Genomic DNA, 23,945 nt, shown 5'->3' on the forward strand with positions numbered 1-23,945 from the left:
CTTGTTCGGGCCCCTTACCCGAATTTCCTTTTCTTTGTACCCCGAATGCCGTGCGGGCGCAACAAGTTTTGCTGATAAGCCCAAAAAGTCGCGTACCCATCTAGCTGCGGGAATTCCCACCAGTTAACCGATATTAACTTCACGCCTTTATGCAGTGGGGGGAGCAATAAGACGAGGGGCTGTCCTCTTGTCTTATTTAGCCTGGGAGCACCCTGTCGAGAACCTCTGTGATCGCCTCGAGCGAGATCGGCTTGATGATGTGGCCATCCATGCCGGCCTCCAGGGCCTTCTGACGGTCCTCCTCGAACGCGTTGGCCGTCATGGCCACGATCGGCACGTTCGCCTTCTCGTTGTCCGTAAAGGTGCGAATCTCGCGCGTCGCCGTGTAGCCGTCCATGCGGGGCATCTGGATGTCCATGAGCACGAGGTCATAGGTGCCGGCAGGGGCCTTGTCTATAGTCTCGACGGCCTCGTCGCCGTCCTCCACGGTGTCGAGCATCATGCCGGTCTGGTCGAGAATGGCGCACGCGATCTCTCGGTTGAGCTCGTTGTCCTCGACGAGAAGCGCGCGCTTTCCGACATAGCTGTGCTCGACTCGCTGCTCGTCATCTTTGGGCTCGCTGTCCTCTGCCACCGGTTGCGTGAGGACCTGGCGCAGCTCGCTCATGAAGATCGGCTTGGAGACGAAGGCTGTGACGCCCGCCTCGCGGGCCTCCGCCTCAAAGTCCTCCCAGTCATAGGCGGTAAGCACAATGATGGGCACGTCGTCGCTGATGACCTTGCGGATGCGGCGCACCGTCTCGATGCCGTTCATGTCGGGCATCAAATAGTCGATGATGTAGACCTTGTACTCGTCGCCGGCCTCGGCGGCGTCCTGGGCGCGGACGATCGCTTCCTTACCCGATGAGCTCCAGTCGGGGCGCATCTGGATGTCTCGCAGCATCTTGCTGACGCTGCGGCAGGTGTTGAGGTCGTCGTCGACGACAAGGGCACGGGCACCCGTGAGCTCGGGGATGGGCTCGGTTTTCTGGGGTTCGTTCGCAAGGCGCAGGTGCAGCGTCACGGTGAAGCAGGAGCCCTTGCCCTCCTCGCTTTCCACCGAGATGTCTCCGCCCATCATGTCCACGATGTTCTTGGTAATTGCCATCCCGAGGCCCGTGCCCTGCTCGCCGCTGACGGTCGAGCTGTACTCGCGCGAGAAGGTATCGAAGATGCGCCCGAGGAACTCCTCGGACATTCCGATGCCGTTGTCCTTGACCGAGAACTCGAAGGTGGTGCGCTCTCGCATGGCGCAAGGCTTCTCGACAAGGCGGATGATGATGTCTCCGCCGGGCTGGGTGTACTTGATGGCGTTGCCCACGATGTTGATGAGCACCTGGTTGAGGCGCAGCTTGTCGCAGAAAACGTCCTCGTGCACGACATCCTGCGTGTCGATGAAAAGGTTCTGGTTCTTGGAGCTCACGAGGCCCTGGATCATCGTTCTGAGGTCGTGCAGCAGGTCGGGGATGTGGACGGGCTTCTCGTCGAGCTTGACGGTGCCGGACTCGATGCGGCTCATGTCCAGGATGTCGTTGATCAGGGAGAGCAGGTGCGTGCTGGACGTGCTGATCTTCGTGAGGTAGTCCTGCACCTGGGTGGTGTTGTCCAGGTGCGTCTGCGCCAGCGCCGTGAAGCCGATGATGGCGTTCATGGGCGTGCGGATGTCGTGGCTCATGCTGTTGAGGAACGTGGACTTGGCGCGGTTTGCCTGCTGCGCGGCGGCAAGAGCGTGCGAGAGCTGCTCCTGGTAGGCGAGCTCCTTTTCCTTCTCGTTCGTGTAGTCGCGCGCGACGTAGAGAACCTCGTGAAGCTGGCCTGCCTCGTCGCGCCGCTTGGCGATGAGGCGGGCCTGGAACCAGCGGCCGGCCGGGTTCTGGTACTCGGCGACCACCGTGTTGACGTCGGCCATGCGCTGGGCCAAGGTGCTGAGGTCCAGGAACTCTCGCATGGGCGCCTGGAACTCCGGGGCCATGAAGGCCCCGATGACGGCGTCCATGACTTCGTCCCAACTCTCGCCGGCAGAGCCCGCCACATCGCCCATGAGGGCCACGCTGGTCAGTACCTTGTAGGAGTGCGTGTCCACGTCTACCTGGACGATCGTCGAGTAGATCGTGGAGAGAGACGAGATGACCTCGGTGTGCTCGCGCTCCTCCTCGATGATGCCGTCGATGTTCTGGAAGCCGGCGACGACGTGGGTGTCGTCGACCTTCTTCAGCTTGAACTGGTAGTTGCGGTAGTCGCCCGTCTCGCAGCTGCGGTAGTTGCCCACGCACTCGTCCTGCGTGGCGAAGACGCGTCGAAGGTTCTCGATGCTGATGGCCTGGAGCACGCGGTCGCGGTCGTCGGGGTGGGCGAACGCTTGCCCCCACTGCTGCATAATCGGCTCGAAGGGAAAGGACGTGCCCCTGAGGCGGACCATCTCGTCGTAGCCGTACTCGGAGGGAACACGAATGGCCGTGGCTGTCCTGTCCTCGAGGTTGGCCAGGTAGATGGTCATGAAGTCGCTCGAGAGGGCGTCGATGATGGCGAACTGCTCCTCGAGCTCGCGACGGTGCGCGGCCTCCTGCGCGGCGTGCTCGGCAATGATGCCGTCGATGTTCTGGAAGCCGGCGACGACGTGGCCCGTCTGGTCCATGCGGCACAGGTTGTACTGGTAGTTGTAGACATGGTCCTCGATGAGCATCCGGTAACCGCCGGTCAGCTCGTCTTGTGCGGGGAAGATCTCTCGCAGGTTGGCCAGGCTGAGAGCCTGCGTGAGCGCTTGGCGGTCGTCGGGGTGGACGGCCTCGGAGATCCAGGCGCCAAGGAAGGGCTCGAAGGGGAAGGGCCGCCCCAGTACCTCGTCGAGGCGGCCATCCTGGAACTCGTCCTCGAGCTTCACGACCTTGGCCGAGCCGTCGTTGAGGTCGACCGTGTAGACGTTCTTGAAGTTACGGGAGAGGACGCGCAGTACCGACTGCGACTCCTCGATTCTCTCGGCGGCCTGGCGGCGCTCGAAGACCTCCTGCTTGATATCGGTGAGGGTGCAGGCGCAGATGCCGTCCATGCCGGTGGGGAAAGCAACGATGTGCAGGTACAGGTCGATTTCCTCGGAGAGCTCGTCGAACTCGACGGGAGCGTTCCGGAACGCGGCGCCGCTGTAGTAGTCGAGCCACTTGCGGTTGCCGTCGGGGAAGATGCTGTAGAAGCGCTGGCCAAGAAGCTCCTCTTTGGGCTTTCCCTCAAGCTTGGCCAAGGCGTCGTTGCAGTAGAGGAAGGTGAAGTCCTCGGGACTGCCCGCATCGTCTGTCTCCACCCGTATAAGGCAGAAGGCATTCGGGTTGTAGTCGTTGATGGAAATCGAGAAGTCCTGCGTAACCAGAGCCTCGTTCGACATCGTTTTAACCCCCCCCCGCAGCCATGGTTTGCTTCGGTGCCATAGCCTGCGCGGCCGTAACTAACACAAACCTAATTAATTTAAGGCAAACGCGCTGATAAAGAGTGGTGAAATTGTGTTTATGAGCCACGATTGTGCGCGTAGCGTGAGGGTTGATTGCAGTTTGGGGACAGACACCTTTTGGCACACGCGTCGCGGCTGCGAGTTGGACGCCGAATCTTTGGGTCTATTCGCTGACACTGAGGTTCGTGTGCAAAAAGGTGTCTGTCCCCAAACCGCAGCCAAAAGGGGACTGTCCCCAAACCGCAGGTGGGTTTAGCGGCGCTTGAGGATGGTCACGTTCTCCACGTGGAAGGTCTGGGGGAAGAGGTCGACGGGCGTGATCTTCTCGGGCGAGAAGGTACCGGCCTCCTCGAAGCGCGCGAGGTCGCGGGCGAGCGTGGCGGGGTCGCAGCTCACATATGCTATGGCGCGTGCGGGCTGCTCCGAGAGCTGGGCCACGACGTTCTCGGCGAGGCCCGCGCGCGGCGGGTCCACCACGATGACGTCGGCGCCGGTGTCGGGAAACTCCAGGCCCGCGTCGCCGCCGATGGGGTCGACGTTGTCCAGGCCCGCGTCGCCGAGGTTGCGGCGAAGGTCGCGCACGGCCGGGCCGTAGGACTCCACGGCGCTGACGAAGTCGGCGCGCCGCGCCAGCGGCAGCGTGAAGGTGCCGGCGCCGCAGTAGAGGTCCATAGCCTCCTCGTCCTGCCGGGGTCCGAGCCCCTCGAGAACGAGCTCCACGAGCTTCTCGGCGCCCTTGGTATTCACCTGGAAGAAGGACGGTGCGGAGACGCGCATGTGCTGGCCGGCCACGACCTCTCCCCAAGAGCCCTTGCCGGAGAGCACCTCCACGCCGGCGATCTTGCGCGCCTTGGCCGGGCCCTTCTGCATGACGCGCACGATGGAGGAGGCCTTCACGGCGTCGCCGAGGATCTTGGCGGCCTGCGCGCGGGGGAAGGGGCCGGGGCGGTCCCAGAGCGCGACCTCGACCTCGTTCGTGTTGAGGGCGGCGCGGATCCCCACGCGCTCGAGCTCGAGGCCGTGGGAGTTCGCGAAGTAGTTGAGGGCGCCGGCGACGGCCTTGACGTCCTTGGCGCGTTTCTTGGCGAGAAGGGCGCAGCGGTCCACCTTGACGACGCCCGATCCGTTTGCGGCGTGCATGCCGAGGGAGAGGCGCCCGTTCTGCGCGACGGCGGCGAGCTCGACCTTGTTGCGGTAGCCCCAGGGCTTGCTGGGGGACTCGATGGACCTGACCAGGGCCTCCGCGCGGTCGCGGTCGAAGTGGCCGATGCGCACGAGCGCGTCCACGACCCCGTCGCGCTTGGCGCGCGCCTGGGCCTCGTAGCGAATCGCGGCCCACGGGCAGCCGCCGCAGACACTGGCGTAGGGGCATTCGGGGAGCACGCGGTCGGGGGAGGCCTCCAGGACGGTCTCGACGTGGGCCTTGAGGTAGTTCTTGGCCTCAGCGTCGATGACGGCCTCCACGGTATCGCCGGCGACCGCGCCGGCGACGAAGACGGCCCGGCCGTCCTCGGCGTGGGCGACGCCGTCGGGGCTGTACCCCATGCGCTCAATCTTGAGCTTCATCTTGTCGCCAGCCGCCACAGCTACCTCCATGTATCCGATTCCGCAACCTGAACAGTGTATGCGAAGAGGCGCCCTGTGGCCTCGCGGCCGGGGCGCCTCCATCGATTGAGCTTGGCTTATTTGCGCTGCAAGTGGGTTACTTGCCGCCGAAGAGCGTCTTTATGCCCTCGCCGATGAGGGAGAGGGCGTGCGAGAAGCGTCCGGGCCGGGCGCCTGCGCCCGCGGCGGGCGCGGCGGGGGAGACTTGCGCCGCGGTGCCCGCCGGCTCTGCCGCGCATGCTTGCACAGCCGGGCCAACAGGTAGGCTGAACTGCGTCTCGTTTACATTAAGCTCCTCTTCTGGGCCGTACTCGGGCGCGGGTTCGACCCTCGGTTCCTGTATGGCCCTGGCGGCGTCGGCGGCGTCGCGCGCGCGGGCATAGGCCTCTTGGAAAAGCGTCTCCTGGCTGTTTTCCGGCGCCTCGCCATCGAGGACGGGCACAGGTTGCCACTCTCCGTTCTCGTCGAGCTGGCGGGCCTTCACGTTGTCGGCGTGCTGCAGCTCCATGAAGTGCTTGACGAACTCTCGGCAGGTCGCGTCCAAGATGGGGTAGGCGATCTCGACGCGGCGCTCGGTGTTGCGGGTCATCATGTCGGCCGAGCTCAGGTAGATGAGGTCTGCGTCGGTGCCGAAGGCGTAGATGCGCGCGTGCTCGAGGAAGCGGCCGACGATCTGGCGAACCTGCAGGCCGTCGGTCTTGCCGGGGACGCCCGCCTTGATGCAGCAGATGCCGCGGATGGTCATCTGGACCTCGACGCCCGCCTCGCAGGCCTCCGAGATCTTGTCGATGACGTCGCGGTCGGTGAGCGAGTTCATCTTGAGGAAGATCTTCGCCGGCTCGCCCTTGCGCGCACGGCCGATCTCGCGGTCGATCCCGCGCATGACGAGGGGCTTGAGCGAGAGCGGCGCCACGCCGAGGTACTTGTACTGCCCGCGGAGGTTGCCGAGGCTGAGGTTGCGGAAGAAGACGTTGCCGTCCTCCGCGATGCCCGCGTTGGCCGTGAGCAGCATGAAGTCGGAGTAGAGGCGCGCGGTCTTCTCGTTGAAGTTGCCGGTGCCCAAACACGTGATGCGGCTGATGCCGGAGGCGTCGTGGTAGGTGATCTGGCAGATCTTCGAGTGGCACTTGAAGCCCTCGGAGCCGTAGATCACGGTGCAGCCGGCGTCTTCCAGGCGCTCGGCCCATGCGATGTTGTTTGCCTCGTCGAAGCGGGCGCGCAGCTCCATGAGGACGGTCACGTCCTTGCCGTTCTCGGCGGCGGCGATGAGGCTCTCGCACAGATGGCTGCTCTTGGCCACGCGGTAGAGGGTGATCTTGATGGAGATGCACGAGTCGTCGGCCGAGGCCTCGCGCAAAAGCTGCAGCAAGGGCGCCATGGACTCGTAGGGGTAGGTGAGAAGGACGTCGTGGTCCTCCACTTGCGCGCGCATCGGTTTTCCTGCGTTCACCATGATTGAGGCCTGCGGCTCGAAGGGCGCAAAGACCACGTCCGAGTGGTAGAGGTCGGGGATCTTGGCCTCGATGCCGTAAACGAAGCCCAGGTCAAGCGGGTGCTCGACGCGGAAGACGCGCCGTTGCTCGAGGCCGAGCTCGCCCATGATGAGCTTCTCGAGCTTGGGGTCGATGGAGCCCATGATCTCGAGGCGCACCGGCTGCAGGCGCTGGCGCATCTTGAGGACCTTCTTCATGTGCTGGCGGTAGTCCTCCTCCTCCGCCACGCCCTCGCCGTCCGGATCGATGTCGGCGTTTCGCGTGACGCGCAGGACGCAGGCGTCGAGCGGGCGGTAGTCGCCGAAGCAGGACTCGAGGCAGGCGCGCAGGACATCCTCGACGAGCGTGTAGCGAAAGCGCTTCGGGGTGCAGGCGAGCTCGACCACGCGCTGCTCGGCGGTCGGGACCTCGATGAGGCCGAGAAGGCCCTGCTCCTTGGGGCCGACGAGCGAGCAGGCCACGAAGAGGCGGCCGCTGCGCAGGTTGGGGAACGGGTGGCGCGGGTCAATGACCAGCGGGCTCACGATGGGGGAGAGCTTCGTGTCGAAGAACTTTCGAACGGCGGCAAGGTCGTCGGGGGTGTAGTTAGCGGGCGTCACGCGCTCGAGCCCTGAGGAGGCGAGCTTTCCCTCAACGAGGCGGAAGGCCTCGTCGTGGCGCTGTATGAGCGGCGGCAGCGCGGCGAAGATGGACTCGAGCTGCTCTGCCGGGGTCTCGTTGGAGCGGCAGTCCTTGGGTTGGTTCTTGAGGGAGGCGAGGTCCGAGAGGCCGCCGATGCGGATCATGAACCACTCGGTGAGGTTCGACTCGAAGATCTCGCAGAACTTGAGGCGCTCGAACAGCGGCACGCGCTCGTCGAAGGCCTCGTCGAGCACGCGGTTGTCGAAGCGCAGCCAGCTGAGCTCGCGGTTCTGGGTGTAACTGTAGTCGCGCCCGTCCTTGGCCTGCTTGGCCTTGGGCTTCGAGCCCTTCTCGTTCTTATCCTTGCCCATGGGGCCTCCAATCTGAGGGGTATTTCCAGTTTAGGATACTTGGGGCGGGCGATCGCGGCGCAAAGGGGGAGAAATCGGTGAGGCGAGGCCAAACAAACCAAAGCTCACGGCCCTCTTTGCGATACAATCGTCCAATCACGCAAGACACGAACGAAGGAGAAGCCATGGCAGTCGATCTTTCCGGCCGCAACTTCCTCAAGCTCCTCGACTTCACGCCCGAGGAGATCCAGTACCTCATCGACCTCTCCGCCGACCTCAAGGCCAAGAAGAAGGCCGGCGAGCCGCACCGCTACCTCGAGGGCAAGAACATCGTCCTGCTCTTTGAGAAGACTTCCACGCGCACCCGCTGCTCCTTCGAGGTTGGAGGCCACGACCTTGGCATGGGCGTGACCTACCTCGACCCCGGCTCGTCGCAGATGGGCAAGAAGGAGTCCATCGAGGACACCGCCCGCGTGCTCGGCCGCATGTTCGACGGCATCGAGTACCGCGGCTATGCGCAGGAAATCGTCGAGACGCTCGCCGAGTACGCCGGCGTGCCGGTGTGGAACGGCCTCACCACCGAGTTCCACCCCACGCAGATGATCGCCGACATGCTGACCATCCAGGAGGAGTTCGGGCGCGACCTTTCCGGCCGCAAGCTCACCTTCATGGGCGACGCGGGCAACAACGTGGGCAACTCGCTCATGGTCGTGTGCGCGAAGCTCGGCATGGACTTCTGCGCGTGCGGGCCTGCCGAGCAGATGCCCTCGGCCGAGCTCGTCGCCGAGTGCCGTAAGGTCGCCGAGAAGTCCGGCGCCACCATCACCCTCACCGAGGACGTCGATGAGGGCGCCGCGGGCGCGAGCGTCATCTACACCGACATCTGGGTCTCGATGGGCGAGCCCTACGAGCTCTGGGAGAAGCGCATCGGGCTTCTTGCCAAGTACCAGGTCAACGCGGAGCTCATGGCCAAGACGGCCGACGACGCCATCTTCATGCACTGCCTGCCCAGCTTCCACGACCGCAAGACCACCATCGGCGAGGACGTGTACCAGAAGTTCGGCATGAGCGAGCTCGAGGTCACCGATGAGGTCTTCGAGAGCGAGCGCAGCCGCGTCTTCGACGAGGCCGAGAACCGCATGCACTCGATCAAGGCCGTCATGTACGCCACGCTTAAGTAGGTTCTACCTGCCGCGCATTTAAATTCGGCCCGTCGCTTTCGTGGCGGGCCTTTTTTTGTTGTGCGACTCGGTGCGCGCAAAGAAAACGCCTCCACTTGGTGCCGGCGGGGCAGTGCCGCAAAGAAAACGCCGCGACTTGGTGCTCTGGGGCCTTGTTTGCAAAGAAAACGCCTCCACTTGGTGCGTTTACGACCAAGTGGAGGCGTTTTCTTTGCAAAGCGACCAAGCGGGCGCGATTTCTTGGCAGCAACGGGGCTACGTGACCAAGCGGGCGGTGTTTCTTGGCTAGTACACCATGCCCATGGCCTCGCGGACCTCGGCGAGCGTCTGGGTCGCGACCTCGCGGGCCTGCTGGTTGCCGTCGTGGATCACGTCCTTGATGTAGTCCATGTCCTTGATAAGCTCCTCGCGGCGCTCGCGAATCTCGGCGAAGCGGCCGTTCACGGCCTCGGTCACGACCTTCTTCAGCTGGCCGCCGCCGCCCATGCCGATCTCGTCGGCGAGCTCCTTGGGGTCGCGCCCGGAGCAGATGCCGGCCGTGGTCAGCAGCGCGGAAACCTCGGGGCGGTTCTCGGGGTCGAAGGTGATGTTTCGCTCGGAGTCGGTCTTTGCCTTCTTGATGAGCTTGGCCGTCTCCTCGGCCGTCATCGAGAGGCTGATGGCGTTGCCGTAGGACTTGCTCATCTTGCGGCCGTCGAGGCCCGGCAGCAGCGGCGTGGAGGTAAGAAGCCCCGTGACCTCGGGGAACACCTTGCCGTAGCGCTTGTTGAACTTGCGGGCGATCTTGTTCGTGGCCTCGATATGGGGCAGCTGGTCGCGACCCACGGGCACGATGTTGCCCTTGCAGAAGAGGATGTCGCAGGCCTGGTGCACGGGGTAGGTCAGAAGCAGGCCCGTGAGCTCGTGGCCGGAGGCCTCCTGCTCGGCCTTGACGGTGGGGTTGCGCTCCATCTCGGCCTCGGTGATTAGCGACAAAAACGGCAGCATGAGCTGGTTTTCCTCAGGCACGGCGGAGTGCGTGAAGATCATGGTCTTCTTGGGGTCGATGCCGCACGAGAGGTAGTCCACGACCATGTTGTACACGTTGTCCTGGATGTTCTTGGTCGTGTCGCGGTCGGTGATCACCTGGTAGTCGGCGATTACGATGTTGGTCTTGATGCCCATGTCCTGCAGTCGGACGCGGTCGACCAGCGTGCCGAAGTAGTGGCCGAGGTGCAAACGGCCCGTCGGGCGGTCGCCGGTGAGCATGGTGTACTTCTCGGGGTTGACGAGAAGGTCGGCGTGGACCTCCTCGCTTCGGCGCAGCGACGCCTCGTAGCTTCCCTCGTTGGGCATATGGGCTCCTTTGTAAGGCTTGGATTCACATCAGGCAATATGGTACGTCAAATGCGCGTTAATGGTCACACGGCGACCGGGCTTGCTGCTAGAATGACTATTCGTCTGAACGCAACGCGATGGAGAGGGGCTGGCGTGGCAAGCTCGTATGGTACCGATGCAGATAAGAGCTCGCTTCGCGGCAATTACCTCGCTGCCCGCCGGCGCATCGACCCCGCGACCAAGGCGGCGCTCGACGCGAATATCCTGAAAAACCTCGAGGGCTTCGACATCTACGACGGGGCGCACCTGGTGCTCGCCTACGTTTCGTATAACAACGAGGTCGACACGCGCTCCGTTATCGAATCCGCCTTTGCCGCGGGCAAGCGCGTGGCCGTCCCGCGCGTTACGGCCCGCAAGCACAGCATGTCGTTCTTCGAGATCGAGTCCATGGACGACCTGGTCGAGGGCTACAAGGACATCCTCGAGCCCCGAGCCGACATCACCGCGCCTCTCGGCACCAAGGACTTCTGCGGGTCGGTCTGCCTCGTCCCCGGCCTTGTCTTCGACGCGCAGGGCTACCGCATCGGCTACGGCGGCGGCTACTACGACCGCTTCCTGCCGTTCTACCCCGGCGACAAGATCGCGCTTGCCCGTTCGTCCCAGATGAGCAGCAACCCGCTGCCCGCCGACTCCTGCGACGTCCCCGTGGACTTCATCGTGACCGACACCACCGTCTGGACCTGCCGCTAAAGTCCCGCGGTACTGTTACCGCTCCAGCCACGTTCTCATAACAGGTGGTTCTTTTAGTGTTGCCAGGGTCCTCATCGCAGGTAGCCCGCCCGGTGACCCTCGCCCTCCCCGATAAGCTCCGCCGATACCCTCCCGAGGTCTCGCCCTTCTTCCCCCTCAAAATGAGTTCCGCAAAAAAGCCCCTTGCAAGAGGGGCCTTTTGAGGACTGTCTGAATTTTTTTGGGGGGGGAAGAAGGGCGAGACCCCGTAGCGCTAAAGCCCGAGCTTATCGGCGAGGTCGATGATCGCCCGACGATACCCCTGGATGCCCATCCCCGTGATGGTTTCGAAGCAGGCGGAGCGGATGTAGCTCACCTGGCGGAACTCCTCGCGCTCCTCGACCTTGGAGATGTGCACCTCGACCATGGGAATGTTGACGGCCTTGGCTGCGTCGAGAATGGCAATCGAGGTGTGCGTGTACGCGCCGGGGTTGATCACGATGCCGTCGTACTTGCCGTATGCGCCCTGGATGGCGTCGACGAGGTCGCCCTCGTGGTTGGACTGGAAGCACTGGCAATCATCGAAGCCCAGCTCGTCGGCGGTGTCGCGGCAAAGCTTGAGCAATGCCTGGAAGTTCTCTGTGCCGTAGATGCCGGGTTCGCGGATGCCGAGCATGTTGATGTTCGGGCCGTTGATGACGAGTAGCTTTGCTCTCGGGCACGTCTGCTCGTCGTCGACGCTTTCCGTCGCCTTTTTGGGCCGTGCGGCCCGAGCGTCCGCTTCCACGGCGCCGCTCTTCTCGTTAAGAAGCCAGATAAGGTCCTTTACCTGTGCCAAATCGTCTTTCTCATCTGCTGCGGCGCCCTCGGGATTCTGCGCATAGGCCCTGGCCGAGGGGACTTCCGCCTGAGCGGACTCGTCTCTCTCGCCAGAGACGATGACGTTCATGGGGGAGGTCGCGCGGGCATCGGTGTACTCGTCTATGTCCTCAACACCCGTAAGGTTGGCTATTGCCTCATGGACCTCCTCGGCGCGGCCGGGCCCGAAGACTACCTCGATGCCCTGGTTTCCGTGCTCGACGATGCCCAGCACGCCGCGCATCGACGCGATCTGCTCGGAATCAATGAGGCTGGCGTCCTCGGTACGGATGCGAAGCCGGGTCATGCAGAGCTCGTTGCCGGTGACGTTCTTCTTGCCGCCGACGGCCGCGAGAACCTCTTGTGCTATTTGGAGCGCCTTGCTCACGTGATCGTCCCCTCTGGATCGGGTCCAAGATGTTCGCCGGCCGCGCCCCCGGTGCGGCCAACAGGACGGTACTTTACGGCAACACGTGGTTCTGGTGTTTTTCGCTTCGGCAAAGCGAAATTCCGCGCCGGGCGAGCGGCAATAACGGGCCGGTCAACGGCCTGCCTTCGCTAAAAACCCAATTTCGGCACGTTCCCAGACGTAAAGCGGCGTCTTCTTGGGGGCTGCTGCGAAAAATCCGGGATGGCGGCAGTTTTTTTGCGGACCCTCCGAGTAGCCTGCTATTTGAGCCGAATAAAACCGCAGGTAGAAGGGTTGCCTTGAAATCGGCTACTCGAGCGGTAAGCCAAAAACTGCCGCCATCCCTGTTTTTTGGGCGCACGGGGCCGCGCCGGGCCCTGTGGGCGGCACTCGGCTCCGCGGAAGAGCTAAAGTTTGCGGCGGCAGTGTGCTAGAAGCCCAATTTTTGCGTGATAAGGGCGGCGTCGCCGTCGGCTGTGCCCGTGCACTTGACGATGAGGTCTGCCCAGGAGCGGTAGGCGCCCATGCGCTCGTGGGCGAGCTGCTCGACGCCCTTGGCGCGGCTCATGGGCCGGCCCTTCGACGAGAGCTCGTCGAGCTTCCGGTCAAGCATCACCACATGGCCGTTCTGACGCAGCAGGTCTCGGTTCTCGGGACGCGTCACCACGCCGCCGCCGCAGGCGATGATAAGGCCCGGCTTCGCCGCGACGTCGCCTGTGACCTGGGTCTCGATGGCGCGGAAGGCGTCCTCACCCTCGGATTCGATGATCTGCGCCGCGCTTCGGCCCTCTCGCTGGGCAATGGCCTCGTCGATGTCCACGAAGGGGCGGCCGAGGGCGCGCGCGAGCCGCTTGCCGGCGCTCGTCTTGCCGGCGCCCGGCATGCCGATGAGCACGATGCTCTCGGTCTTTCGGCGGATGGAGGCGAGGATGGACTCGCAGAGCCCCTCGTCGAGCGCCTTGCCCTGGAAGAGCTCGCTCGCGAAGAAGGCCTGTGCCACGAGCATGGGCAGCCCGGTCTCGTAGGCGATTCCCGCCCGCTCCGCGTCGAGGCAGATCTTCGTGCGGCAAGGGTTGTAGACAACGTCGAGGACTCCGACGAGGCCGCCCATGGCCTCGAGCGCGCCGTCCGGCAGGGGAGAGGCGGGGCAGTTGGGGAACATGCCCACGGGCGTCGTGTTCACGATGAGCGCGGCGTCGGCGTGGCGCTCGAGGAGGTTTCCGTAGTTGTCCTCGCCTGAGCGGGAGACCACGACGACATCGGCGCCGGCCTCGCAAAGAGACGCCTGGATGGCCTGCGAGGCGCCGCCCGAGCCGAGCGCCAGGGCCTTCTTGCCGGCGAGCGCGCTCGCCGCGTCGCAGCCGAGCGCCTGCTCGCAAAAACGCCCGAGCATCCAGGAGAAGCCGAGGACATCGGTGTTCTCGGCGAAGATCGTGCCGTCCTCGCGGCGGACGAGGGTGTTCGCGACGCCGAGGGCGGCCACGCGCGGGCTCTGCTCGTCGGCGGCCGCGGCGGCGTCCGCCTTGTAGGGGATGGTCACATTGAGGCCGCGCCAGTCGGTGTTCTCGCGGATAAAGGGCGTCACATCGGCCGGCTCGAGCTCGAGGTGGCTGTACGGCGCGCTGCCGAGCTGCTCGTGGATGGGCCGCGACCAGCTGTGGCCGAGCTTGCGCCCGAGCAGGCCGTAGGGCGTCTGCATCTGCGGGGCCGCCATTAGATGATCTCCGAGTAGCTGCCGAGGTAGCGGAAGTCCTGGCAGAGGCCCTCGATGGTCGACATGAGGGCGCGGAACTCCTCGGAGGCCACGGGGCAGTCGATGTCGAAGTAGAAGCCGAAGTCGAAGTCGCGCTCCGGGATGGGGCGGCTCTCGAGCTTGACGACGTTGATGTCGAGCGCGTAGAACTTTGCGAGCAGCTTGTAGAGGGAGCCCGGCTGGTGGGGCGTGACGAGCGTCATCGAGGAGCGCTCGGCGCCGGGGTAGATCTCGAGCTTCTTGCTGATGCAGGCGAAGCGGGTGTAGTTGTTGTCGCGGTCCTGGACGGCGGAGCCGAGGACCGACAGGCCGTAGAGCTCGGCGCAGTTGCGCGAGGAGAGGGCGGCCACGTCGGCGCGGTCGGAGTCGGCGACCATTTGCGCGGCCACAGCGGTGTTCTCGCAGACGTGGACGCGGGCCTCGGGCATGGTCGCGAGGAAGGCTGCGCACTGGCGGATTGCTTGCTCGTGGCTGTAGATGTCGCGTACGTCTGCGAGCGCGGTGCCCTTCTTGGCGAGCAGGCAGTGGTCGACCTTGACGCGGGTGGAGCGCACGATGTGGAACTCGTGGGCGCCCATGAGGTCGAAGACCTTGTTCACCGAGCCGGCGGTGGAGTTCTCGATGGGCAGGACGCCGTAGTCGACCTCGCCGTCCTCGACGGCCTGGAAGACGTCCTCGAAGCTCTGCAGGTAGCGGATGTCCGGGTGGCGGAAGAACTTCTCGGCGGCGAGCTGGGAATAGGCGCCCTCGACGCCCTGGCAGGCCACGCGGCCGGCGCGGGGGAAGACCTCGGGGGTCTCGCGTCGGGCGGCGTCTATGGCCGCCACCAGGTCGTTGTTGTCGGCGTCGCCGAGAAGCTCGTGCTGGCGGCTGCGCGAGGCCTCCATGAGGAGGTCCATGAGAACCTGGCCGTAGGTGGCGAGGTCCTCGGGCACGCGGGACGCGGCGTCGGCAATCTTTTGGCGCTCGCGGACGGGGTCGAAGACGCGCATGTTGTTCGCGCGCTTGTACTCGGCCACGCCGGCGGCCACCTCGGCGCGCTCGCCGAAGAGCCGGAAGATCTCGGTGTCGATGCGGTCGATGTCCCGCCGCAGCTCGATCAGGTCTTTCATATATCAAACCTCCAATGGGACAAAGGGACTGTCTCTTTGTCCCATTAATTAATTAATGGGGTCGGCAGGCCAGGTGAGGAGGGCGTCGGCGATGGCGCAGGCGGCAACGGCCTCGACGACGGGGACGGCGCGGGTTACGGCCGTGGCGTCGTGGCGGCCGCGGACGGCGAGACGGGCGGGCTCCATGGCCGCGAGGTCGACAGAGTCCTGCTCGATGCCGATGCTGCTGATCGGCTTGAGCGCGCAGCGGAAGTGGAGCGGGGCGCCGGTGGAGATGCCGCCGAGGATGCCGCCTGCGTTGTTCGTCCGCGGCACGCAGGCGCCGTCTCGGACCTCGTAGGGGTCGTTGTTCTCGCTGCCGCGAAGCCGCGCGGCCGCGAAGCCGGCGCCGAACTCGATGCCCTTGACGGACGGGATGCCGAAGACGGCGTAGGCGAGGGTGTTCTCGAGGCCGTCGAACATGGGCGAGCCGACGCCCGCGGGAAGTCCGGTGGCCACGCACTCGATCATGCCGCCGACGGAGTCGTCGTCGGCCTTGGCGGCCATGATGGCGCAGGTCATGAACTCGGCTGCGGCCGCGTCGATGGCCGGGAAGTCGCGGCCGTCCGCCAGGGCGTCCATCTGGGCGGCGAGGCGGGCGTTGGAGGCGGCCGAGTTGTCGAGGGCGCAGAAGGGCTCGTCGGCGACGCCCGCGCACTCGGCCACGTGGGCGCTGACGCGGATGCCGCGCGCCTCGAGCCACTGCAGGCAGATGCCGCCGGCGACGCACAAGGGGCCCGTGAGGCGGCCCGAGAAGTGGCCGCCGCCTGGGATGTCCTGCTCGCCGTGCCACTTGGCCCAGGCGGTGAAGTCCGCATGTCCCGGTCGCGGGACGCCCATGATGTTGCCGTAGTCCTGCGAGCGGGTGTTCGTGTTCTCGATGACGGCGGCGAGCGGCGCGCCGCAGGTGCGGCCATCGGGGTTCAGGCCCGAGAGGATGCGCGGGGCGTCCTTCTCCTTGCGCGGTGTCGTCCACGGCGCGCTGCCGGGCGCGCGGCGGGCCATGAACGCGGCGAGGCGCTCCTGGTCGACCACGAAACCGGAGGGCAGGCCCTCGACGACGCAGCCGACGCCGGCCGAGTGCGATTGGCCGAAGACCGTTACCTTGAGCGTTGTTCCGAAGGTGGACGGCATGCTAAACCTCCTGGCAAGAACCGCCGAGGGCGCGCAGGTCCTCGAAGAATGCGGGGTAGGACTTGGCGACGCACTGGGCGCCGCGGATGGTGGTCGGCGCCTGCGCGCGGGCGGCGAGGATGGCCGCCATCATGGCGATGCGGTGGTCGTTCGCCGCGTCGACCTCGCCGCCGGTAAGAGTGTCGACACCATCGATGACCAGTCCGTCGTTTGTTTGCTCGACGTGCCCGCCGAGGGCGTTGACAGCGTCTTTGACGGTCTGGAGGCGGTCGGACTCCTTAATGCGCAGACGGGCTGCGCCGACGATGGTCGTCTGGCCTTGCGCGCAGGCCGCCATGGCCGCGAGCGGCGGCACGAGGTCGGGGCAGCTCGAGACGTCCAATCGGCAGCCCTTAAGACGATCCGGGCGCACGGTGACGCTTCTCGCCCCGCGCTCGACGCGCGCGCCGAGTAGCGCGAGGGCGCCGAGGATGGCGCGGTCGCCCTGGGTCGAGCGCATGTCGACCCCCTCGACGGTGATGCCGCCCTCAAAGAGCGCGCCCGCTGCGAGCCAGAACGCCGCGTTGGACCAGTCGCCGCCTACCCGGACGCTGCCCGGCGTGCGGTAGCGGGCGCCGGCCGGGATGCGGAAGAGCAGGCCCGACACGCTGTCTTGCGTGTATTTCTCGCGCGAGACCTCGACGCCGAACTGGGCGAGCGCGGCGCAGGTTATGTCGATGTAGGGGAGCGACTCGACGGGCTCGGTGACGAAGACCTCGACGGGGCCGTCCATGAGCGGGGCGGCCATGAGAAGGCCGCTCACGTACTGAGAACTCACGTTGCCGGCGATTTCGAAGCGCCCCGCCGATACCTTGCCGCCGACGGGCATGGGCACGGTGCCCTGGGACCCGAGCTCGGCGCCGTGCTCGATAAGGACCTCGTACAGAGGGGAGAGCGGCCGCTCGGGCAAACGCCCGTGGCCGGTGAGGCTCGCGTCGCAGCCGAGGGCGGCGACGACGGGCAGAAGGAAACGCATGGTCGAGCCGGACTCGCCGCAGTCGAGAAGGGCGCGGCGGGCGGTCGTTGCCGCGGGCACGACGCGGAACCCCTTCTTTGTACGGGTGACGCGCGCGCCGAGCCCGCGCAGGCAGGCGGCGGTGGCGTCGATGTCCTGCGAGGTGGTGTTGCAGTCGATGTCGGTCACGCCGTCGGCGAACGCGGCGCAGATCAGGAGCCTATGGGCCTCGGACTTGGAGGCGATGGCGCCGATGGTGCCGCCGAGGGCGGAGGGATTGACCTGCATGTCCATTAGCGCGCCTCGCCTTCGGGAATCGGCTCGTTGCCCGCGGCGCATCCGCAGCCGAGGTCGACGAGCTCGCGGAGTTCGGCCAGCGTGACCTTGCGGACGCTCACGCGGCCGATCTCGTCGGGGACGACGATGTTCATCGAGTCGCCGTGGCGTTTCTTGTCGTGTGTCATGTAGTCGAAGATGACGTCGTGGGCAAGGGCAGTGTCGGTGGGCAGCCCCTGCGCGGCCATGGCAGCGACGATGGCGTCGCGGGTCCCGGGCTTGCACCAACCCTTGACACAAGCCGCCCGAGCCATGCAGCAGAGCCCGGCGGCCACACAGGATCCGTGGCCCAGGGCGAAGTCGCTCGCGGCCTCGATGCCGTGGCCGATGGTGTGGCCGAGGTTGAGCGTCTGGCGAAGCCCACGCTCCTTCTCGTCGGCGTTCACCACGTCGCGCTTGATCTGGATGTTCTTGGCTACGATTCTGGTAACAAGCTCGTCGGGGTAGCCCGCTCCGTTCATGGGATGGTCGGTCAGGTCGGCGAGCATCTGCGGGTCGGCGAGGACGGCATGCTTTACCACCTCGCCGATGGAGTCGGTGTAGAGCTCTGGCGAGATGGTGTGCAGGCACTCGACGTCGGCCACGACGGCGCTCGGCTGCCAGAAGAAGCCGCAGAGGTTCTTTCCGTGGGCGAGGTCGACGGCCACCTTGCCGCCGACGCTGGAATCCACCATGGCAAGAAGCGACGTCGGCGCCTGGACGACCTGAATGCCGCGCAGGTACATGGCCGCGGCGAGGCCCGCCATGTCGCCCGTGACGCCGCCGCCGAGCGCGATGACGACGTCGTCGCGGGTAAGGGCTGCCTCGGCCAGGCCCTCGAGCAGGCCCTCGAGCGTCGAGAGGCGTTTGTTCTGCTCGCCGGCGGGGAAGGTGAGGGTGCTCACCTCGTAGCCTGCGGCGGCAAGGGAGGACTCGACGCGCGCGGCGTAGAGCGGCCCCACGTTCGTCTCGGTTATGACGCATGCGCGGCTGCCGCCCGCGGAGGCACGCGTGATCTTGCCGATGTTGTCCAGGATCCCGCGGCCCACGTTCACGTCATAGGCGCGCGACGGGGTGTTGACGGGTACCGTGACCTCGTTCTTATTGCTCATCGGCCCTCGATCTCCCTCTTGATGCGGTCGCCGTCGGCAAGCAGCTGCTCGAGCTTCTGGGCGTCGGCGGCGTCGATGGCGTCCTTGTAGTCCTGCAGGTTCTTGATGATGAGGCCAAGCTCGTCGGAGAGGTAGTCGGCGTTGTCCAGGAAAAGCTCGGTCCACATGGGGGCGTTCAGGTGCGCCACGCGCGTGAGGTCGCGGTAGCTGCCGGCGGAGAAGCCGTGGTGGTCGCGCGAGCTCGGGCTCTTGACGAAGGCGTTGCTCACCACGTGGCAGAGCTGCGAGGTGAAGGCGATCATGCGGTCGTGGACAGGCGCCGTGGCCAGCGTGAAGCTGCCGAAGCGGCAGGGCTCCAGGAGCTTCTTCAGGCGCTCGAGGATCTCCACGCGCTCAAAGTCGTCCATGCGCGAGGGCGGCACGACGACCATCGGCGCCCCTTTGAACATCGTGGCGCGCGAGTGGGCGAAGCCCGAGTACTGGGTGCCCGCCATGGGGTGGCAGCCGACGAAGGTCCAGCGCCGGCCAGCGGCGATTCTCTCGCACTCGGCGCAGATCTTTCGCTTGACGCCCACAGTGTCGATGACGATGGCGCCGTCGGCGATTAAATCGGCGTTCTCGGAGAGCCAGTCGACGGCCGACTGCGGGTAGCCGGCCAGTATGATGAGCTCGCAGGCGGGGATGGTCTTCTCGTCGAGCTCGCCGCGAACGGTCTCGATCATCGCGAGCTCGAGCGTGGAGCGCGTACGGTTCCAGGCGAAGACGTCGACGCCCGCCGCCTTGAAGGCGCGGGCGAATGAGCCTCCCATGAGGCCTAGGCCCACGACGCCGATGCGCCCGGGAACGTAGGCCTTGACCTGCGATTCGTTTTTCTTTGCCATAGGGGCCTACGCCTCCTCGATGTCGGCGCACACGGCCTCGCGGATAAGGGCGATGCGGCGCATGGCGTCGGCGAACATGTCGGGCGTGAGGGCCTGGGCGCCGTCGGACCACGCCTCGGAGGGGTTGTTGTGGACCTCGATCTGAAGGCCGTCGGCGCCGGCCGCCGTGGCGGCGTAGGCCGCGGGGCGCACGTAGCGCGTGTAGCCCGTGGCGTGCGACGGGTCGCCGATGACGGGCAGGTGGGTGAGGTGGTGGAGGACCGGGATGGCGTTGACGTCGAAGGTGTTGCGGGTGCGCGTCTCGAAGGTGCGGATGCCGCGCTCGCAGAGGATTACGTTCTCGTTGCCCTCGCTCATCACGTACTCGGCCGCCATGAGGAACTCATCGATGGTCTCTGACATGCCGCGCTTGAGCAGGACCGGGGTGGTCGTCTTGCCGACCTCGCGCAGCAGCGGGAAGTTCTGTGCGTTGCGCGCGCCGATCTGCATGATGTCGACGCCCTTGTCCAAAAACAGCTGGACGTCGCGCGGGTCCATGACCTCGGTGACCACCGGCATATCGAGCTCGGCGCCGGCCTCCATGAGTAGGTCGAGGCCCGCCTCGCCCATACCCTGCGATGTGTAGGGAGAGGTGCGGGGCTTGAAGGCGCCGCCGCGAAGGATCGTGGCGCCGGCGGCCTTGACCGCGCGGGCGATCTGGGTGAGGTTGTCGCCCTCTACGGAGCACGGGCCGGCCATGACCTGGAAGTTGCCGCCGCCGATGAGCACTCCGTGGCCGCAGTCGACCACGGAGTCCTCGGGGTGGAACTTGCGGTTCGCCTTCTTGAAGGGCTCGGTGATGCGCTGGACGCGCTCGATGATGTCCATGCTCTCGAGCAGGAAGGGGTCGATCTTGGTGGTGTCGCCGATGATGCCGACGATGGTGACCTCGTCGCCGCCCGACACGTTGGTCTTATAGCCGCGATCCTCGATCCACTTGACGAACTGAGCGAGTTGCTCGGGCGTGGCGGTGTTCTTGACTTCGGCGATCATGGCTTCCCCTTCTGGGTATACGTTGCAAGTCTAAGCATGGTAACACGCGCCCACGGCCGCCCCACCCGCTGCTACCAGCCCGAAACATCCCCCCGCCCCCTTGCTAAGCGCCCCTCTTTTAAAGTTCGGAAGCCTTCCAAACTTCGGAAGCCTTCCGAACTATAATTAAAATTTACATAACAGCAGGTAGACGTGTTGTTGAGAAGGCAACATCTGGGCAGAAAAAGTTTGGAAGCCTTCCGAACTTTGAAGGGGAATCCCCCTGCGGGGCGCATCGATATGAAAAAGCCCCTCGGGTGAGGGGCTGATTGATCACGTGGCGCGCCCAGGGGGATTCGAACCCACGACCTTTCGCTCCGGAGGCGAACGCTCTGATCCACTGAGCTATGGGCGCAATGTTGAGAGCAGTATAACCCAACGGGGGCGCTTGTGCTCAAAGCATCGTTACGGGTTTGCGAGGTTGGGCCGAGAAGGCCGGCCCGGGGCGCCATGCGCTACCATCTACAAAGCGTTTATCGATGAATTGGGCCGACTTCGCCTGGCTTCGGCCCTCGCTTATATAGGAGTCTCCATGCAAGAGAACCAGCCTGAGCTTACAGGCCTCACTTCCTCCGAGGTCGAGGCGCGCGTCGCCGACGGCCGCATCAACCACGACACCGACGTCAAGACCAAGTCGACCTGGCAGATCTTCGCCACGCACGCGTTCACGCTTTTCAATGCGGTGAACCTCGCCATGGCCGTCGTGATCTTCCTCACCGGCCAGTACCGCAACATGCTCTTCCTCACCATCGTCGCCGCGAACCTCTTCATCGGGGTCTTCCAAGAGGTCCGCGCAAAGAACATGGTGGATAAGCTCACGATCATGACGCAGAAGGAGGTCACGGTCCTGCGCGACGGCGCCGAGTCGAGCATCGCCCCCTCCGAGCTCGTCATCGACGACCTCATGCGCCTCTCCCACGGCGACCAGGTCCCGGCCGACTGCGAGGTCGTCTCTGGCAACGTCTACTGCGACGAGTCCCTGCTCACGGGCGAATCCGTCCCTGTTGCCAAGAAGCCCGGCAGCCCGCTTTACTCCGGCAGCTTCATCGAGAGCGGCAGCCTCGTCGCCCGCGTCACCAAGGTCGGCAAGGACGGCTTCGCGGCGAAGATCAATGCCGAGGCCAAGTACGTCAAGGCGGTCAAATCCGAGATCCTTGCCACGCTCAAGGCCATCATCCGCATAGGCACGATGCTGCTCGTGCCCCTGGGCATCGGCCTTTTCGTCCGCACTTACTTTACCGAGGGGACGACGCTCGTCGAGGCGACGCTCTCCACCACCTCGGCCGTCCTTGGCATGATCCCGCAGGGCCTCGTGCTCCTCACCTCTTCGGTCCTCGCCATCGCGACGACCCGCCTCGGCATGAAGGGCGTCCTCGTCCAGCAGTCCTACTGCGTCGAGACCCTCGCCCGCGTCGACACCCTTTGCCTCGACAAGACCGGCACCATCACCTCCGGCGAGATGGAGGTGGCTCACGTCGAGCCCGTGAAGGGAAGCACCGAGGCCGACGCGGTCTCCGTCTTCGCCGCCATTGCGCGCGCCAACGTCTCCGATGCGAACGAGACCGCCAAGGCGCTTCTCGCCTACGCCGACGCCAACGGCGACGGTGCCCCAATCCAGGTCAGCCGCGCGGTGGCGTTCAGCTCTGCGCGCAAGTACTCCGGCTGCGTCACCGCCGACGGCCGCGGGTTCGTCATGGGCGCCGCGCAGTTCGTGTTGGGCGAGGCCCGCATGTCCGAGGCCGACGCGCTCTGCGAGGGCTTCGACGCCATCGAGCGTCGCATGGTCATCTGCTCCTGCGGCGGCTTCGACGCCTCCGACGCGATTCAGGGCTCGCCTTCGATCATCGGCTGCGTCGGCATTCGCGACAAAGTGCGCGAGACCGCGCCTCAGACCATGCAGTACTTCATTGAGCAGGGCGTTGAGCTGCGCGTCATTTCCGGCGACGACCCCCGAACCGTCTCGGCTATCGCCAAGATCGCGGGCGTGCCGGACGCCGATCGTTACGTCGACGCCGCGACCCTCGACACCCCCGAGAAGCTCGACGCCGCCGTCGACGCTGCGCGCGTTTTCGGCCGCGTGACCCCCCAGCAGAAGCGAGAGCTCGTCGACGCGCTGCACCGCCGCGGCCGCACCGTCGCCATGACGGGCGACGGCGTGAACGACGTGCTTGCCCTTCGCGAGGCGGACTGCTCCGTCTCTATGGCCTCGGGCTCGGCCGCCGCGCGCAACGTCTCCGAGATCGTCCTTGCCGACAACGACTTCTCGCACATGCCCGAGGTCGTGGCCGAGGGGCGCCGCTCCATCAACAACCTGCAGCGCTCGGCTTCGCTGTTCCTCGTCAAGACGGTCTTCACGGCGCTGCTCGCCCTTATCTGCATCGTTATCCCGCCATATCCCTTCATCCCGATCCAGATGTCGCTTATCTCGACCATCGTCATCGGCGTCCCGTCGTTCGTCCTCGCCCTCGAGCCCAACCACGAGCTGGTCAGCGGCAATTTCTTGGCGAACGTCCTCTCCAAGTCGTTGCCGGCTTCGGCCTCGATCACGCTGTTCTTGCTTCTCGAGCTCGTGCTCGGACGCCTGCTCGGGCACGAGTTTGCCGAGATCTCGACTGTCTGCATGTTCATCACCATCGTCGTCGGACTCGCACTCATCTACCGCATCTCGGTGCCGCTCACGAAGCTACGCTTCGCGCTGCTCGTGGCTATGGGCGCGGCCGCTGCCATCGCCTGCACCGCCTTCCGCGACTTCTTCACCGTGGCCTGGCTCCCGCTCGACGTGTTCATCGCCACGGCCATCTTCTGCGCGCTCGCCGTCGTCACCTTCCTCATCCTGGCCGCGCGCTTCGAGCGCAAGGCCGGCGACTCGCGCGTGCTCGCGGCGCTCGTCGAGCGCATCGAGTCCGGCGTCGAGGTGCCCCGCGCCGCCCGTCCGCGCTCCTAGCGCACGGCATTGCGCATAATCCGTCGCGCCTGATCGGGCGCCCGCCTCGGCGGGGTAGCCTTATCGAGACGCACGCCTGTCTCATAGAAGGAACCCGGCATGAACTGCCCCAATTGTCCGCGACCCGTACCAACGGGTTCTTCGAATGCGCCTATCGCCACGAGCCACTGAAAATGAGGCAGCGCATCGGCCTCGACGAGGTGTGCCGATGCTACGTCTGCGGCGCCCTTCTCGCGCCGGGCGCGCGGTCCCGCGAGAAGGGCGGCGCGCCGGTACCCTTGGCGCCGGCGCGCCGCGTCTCTGCGCAAATAGGCCGACGACGACTCGATTTTCAACCCATCTTTGAGTTCGTATGAGCAGCCCAGGTTGTTCGCCGGCCGCATCGATGTCAACGTGGCGGCCCTGCGCTCGACCGGCGTCTCGGTCATGGGAGGAGGAGCGTGCGGCCGACCTCGCCGAAGCCGAGACCCTCCCTGTCGAGGCCTCGTACGCCACCAACACCACCAGGAACGCCCCCGACGGGGCGGGCGCCTACATGCAGGCCATTTC

15 protein-coding genes and 1 tRNA gene are annotated in these 23,945 nt (G+C 65.5%); 3 read left to right on the top strand and 13 right to left on the bottom strand.

Annotated elements, in window-relative coordinates:
- Positions 1-196: 196 nt before the first annotated feature.
- From U5709_RS02365 to ppk1, 3 genes are all read right to left on the bottom strand, one after another.
- Complete coding sequence (locus tag U5709_RS02365; protein WP_321970944.1) at positions 197-3,415, bottom strand: response regulator; 3,219 nt, start codon at positions 3,413-3,415, stop codon at positions 197-199.
- A 315-nt stretch (positions 3,416-3,730) separates the two neighbouring features.
- On the bottom strand, positions 3,731-5,044 hold the full coding sequence (rlmD, locus tag U5709_RS02370) for a 23S rRNA (uracil(1939)-C(5))-methyltransferase RlmD (protein WP_321972814.1): 1,314 nt from the start codon (positions 5,042-5,044) through the stop codon (positions 3,731-3,733).
- 136 nt (positions 5,045-5,180) lie between these two features.
- Positions 5,181-7,568, bottom strand: a complete 2,388-nt coding sequence (gene ppk1 / locus U5709_RS02375; RefSeq protein ID WP_321970942.1) for a polyphosphate kinase 1 — start codon at positions 7,566-7,568, stop codon at positions 5,181-5,183.
- 164 nt (positions 7,569-7,732) lie between these two features.
- On the opposite strand from ppk1, the gene argF reads away from it, so the two are divergent.
- Complete coding sequence (gene argF, locus U5709_RS02380) at positions 7,733-8,728, top strand: ornithine carbamoyltransferase (protein WP_321970941.1); 996 nt, start codon at positions 7,733-7,735, stop codon at positions 8,726-8,728.
- Between the two features lie 285 nt (positions 8,729-9,013).
- Here the strand turns inward: argF and trpS are convergent, their stop codons facing one another.
- Positions 9,014-10,063 (bottom strand): tryptophan--tRNA ligase, encoded by a 1,050-nt coding sequence (gene trpS / locus U5709_RS02385; protein WP_321970940.1) that lies wholly within the window; start codon positions 10,061-10,063, stop codon positions 9,014-9,016.
- A gap of 135 nt (positions 10,064-10,198) precedes the next feature.
- Between trpS and U5709_RS02390 the strand changes: the two genes are divergently transcribed.
- On the top strand, positions 10,199-10,795 hold the full coding sequence (locus U5709_RS02390; RefSeq protein ID WP_321970939.1) for a 5-formyltetrahydrofolate cyclo-ligase: 597 nt from the start codon (positions 10,199-10,201) through the stop codon (positions 10,793-10,795).
- Positions 10,796-11,048: 253 nt separating this feature from the next.
- Here U5709_RS02390 and aroQ read toward each other — a convergent pair whose 3' ends face one another.
- The 9 genes from aroQ to U5709_RS02435 form a co-directional block, all read right to left on the bottom strand.
- Positions 11,049-12,020 (bottom strand): type II 3-dehydroquinate dehydratase, encoded by a 972-nt coding sequence (gene aroQ / locus U5709_RS02395; RefSeq protein WP_321970938.1) that lies wholly within the window; start codon positions 12,018-12,020, stop codon positions 11,049-11,051.
- A 451-nt stretch (positions 12,021-12,471) separates the two neighbouring features.
- Positions 12,472-13,755 carry a shikimate kinase gene (locus U5709_RS02400; protein WP_321972682.1) on the bottom strand — a complete coding sequence of 428 codons (1,284 nt, stop codon included), beginning with the start codon at positions 13,753-13,755 and terminating at the stop codon, positions 12,472-12,474.
- Positions 13,755-14,906, bottom strand: coding sequence for a bifunctional chorismate mutase/prephenate dehydratase (locus tag U5709_RS02405; RefSeq protein ID WP_321970936.1), 1,152 nt, complete (start codon positions 14,904-14,906; stop codon positions 13,755-13,757). Before U5709_RS02405 ends, U5709_RS02400 begins: the two co-directional genes overlap by 1 nt.
- 48 nt (positions 14,907-14,954) lie before the next feature.
- Positions 14,955-16,079 carry a chorismate synthase gene (aroC, locus tag U5709_RS02410; protein ID WP_321972683.1) on the bottom strand — a complete coding sequence of 375 codons (1,125 nt, stop codon included), beginning with the start codon at positions 16,077-16,079 and terminating at the stop codon, positions 14,955-14,957.
- Position 16,080: 1 nt separating this feature from the next.
- A complete protein-coding gene (aroA, locus tag U5709_RS02415) occupies positions 16,081-17,367 on the bottom strand; it encodes a 3-phosphoshikimate 1-carboxyvinyltransferase (RefSeq protein WP_321972684.1) in 1,287 nt (428 codons plus the stop codon).
- The gene (gene aroB / locus U5709_RS02420; RefSeq protein WP_321972685.1) at positions 17,367-18,500 is read right to left on the bottom strand and encodes a 3-dehydroquinate synthase; all 1,134 of its coding nucleotides are present in this window, start codon (positions 18,498-18,500) and stop codon (positions 17,367-17,369) included. The genes aroA and aroB overlap by 1 nt, the downstream gene beginning before the upstream one ends.
- Entirely contained in the window at positions 18,497-19,381 is an 885-nt protein-coding gene (locus tag U5709_RS02425; RefSeq protein WP_321970932.1) for a prephenate dehydrogenase, read from the bottom strand. Before U5709_RS02425 ends, aroB begins: the two co-directional genes overlap by 4 nt.
- A gap of 6 nt (positions 19,382-19,387) precedes the next feature.
- The gene (gene aroF, locus U5709_RS02430) at positions 19,388-20,413 is read right to left on the bottom strand and encodes a 3-deoxy-7-phosphoheptulonate synthase (RefSeq protein ID WP_321970931.1); all 1,026 of its coding nucleotides are present in this window, start codon (positions 20,411-20,413) and stop codon (positions 19,388-19,390) included.
- Positions 20,414-20,730: 317 nt separating this feature from the next.
- Positions 20,731-20,807 (bottom strand) — tRNA-Arg (locus U5709_RS02435).
- A 177-nt stretch (positions 20,808-20,984) separates the two neighbouring features.
- Between U5709_RS02435 and U5709_RS02440 the strand changes: the two genes are divergently transcribed.
- The gene (locus U5709_RS02440; RefSeq protein WP_321972686.1) at positions 20,985-23,396 is read left to right on the top strand and encodes an HAD-IC family P-type ATPase; all 2,412 of its coding nucleotides are present in this window, start codon (positions 20,985-20,987) and stop codon (positions 23,394-23,396) included.
- Positions 23,397-23,945 lie beyond the last annotated feature (549 nt).

Origin of the sequence: Paratractidigestivibacter sp. (assembly GCF_963660155.1) — a bacterium.
GTDB lineage: Bacteria > Actinomycetota > Coriobacteriia > Coriobacteriales > Atopobiaceae > Paratractidigestivibacter.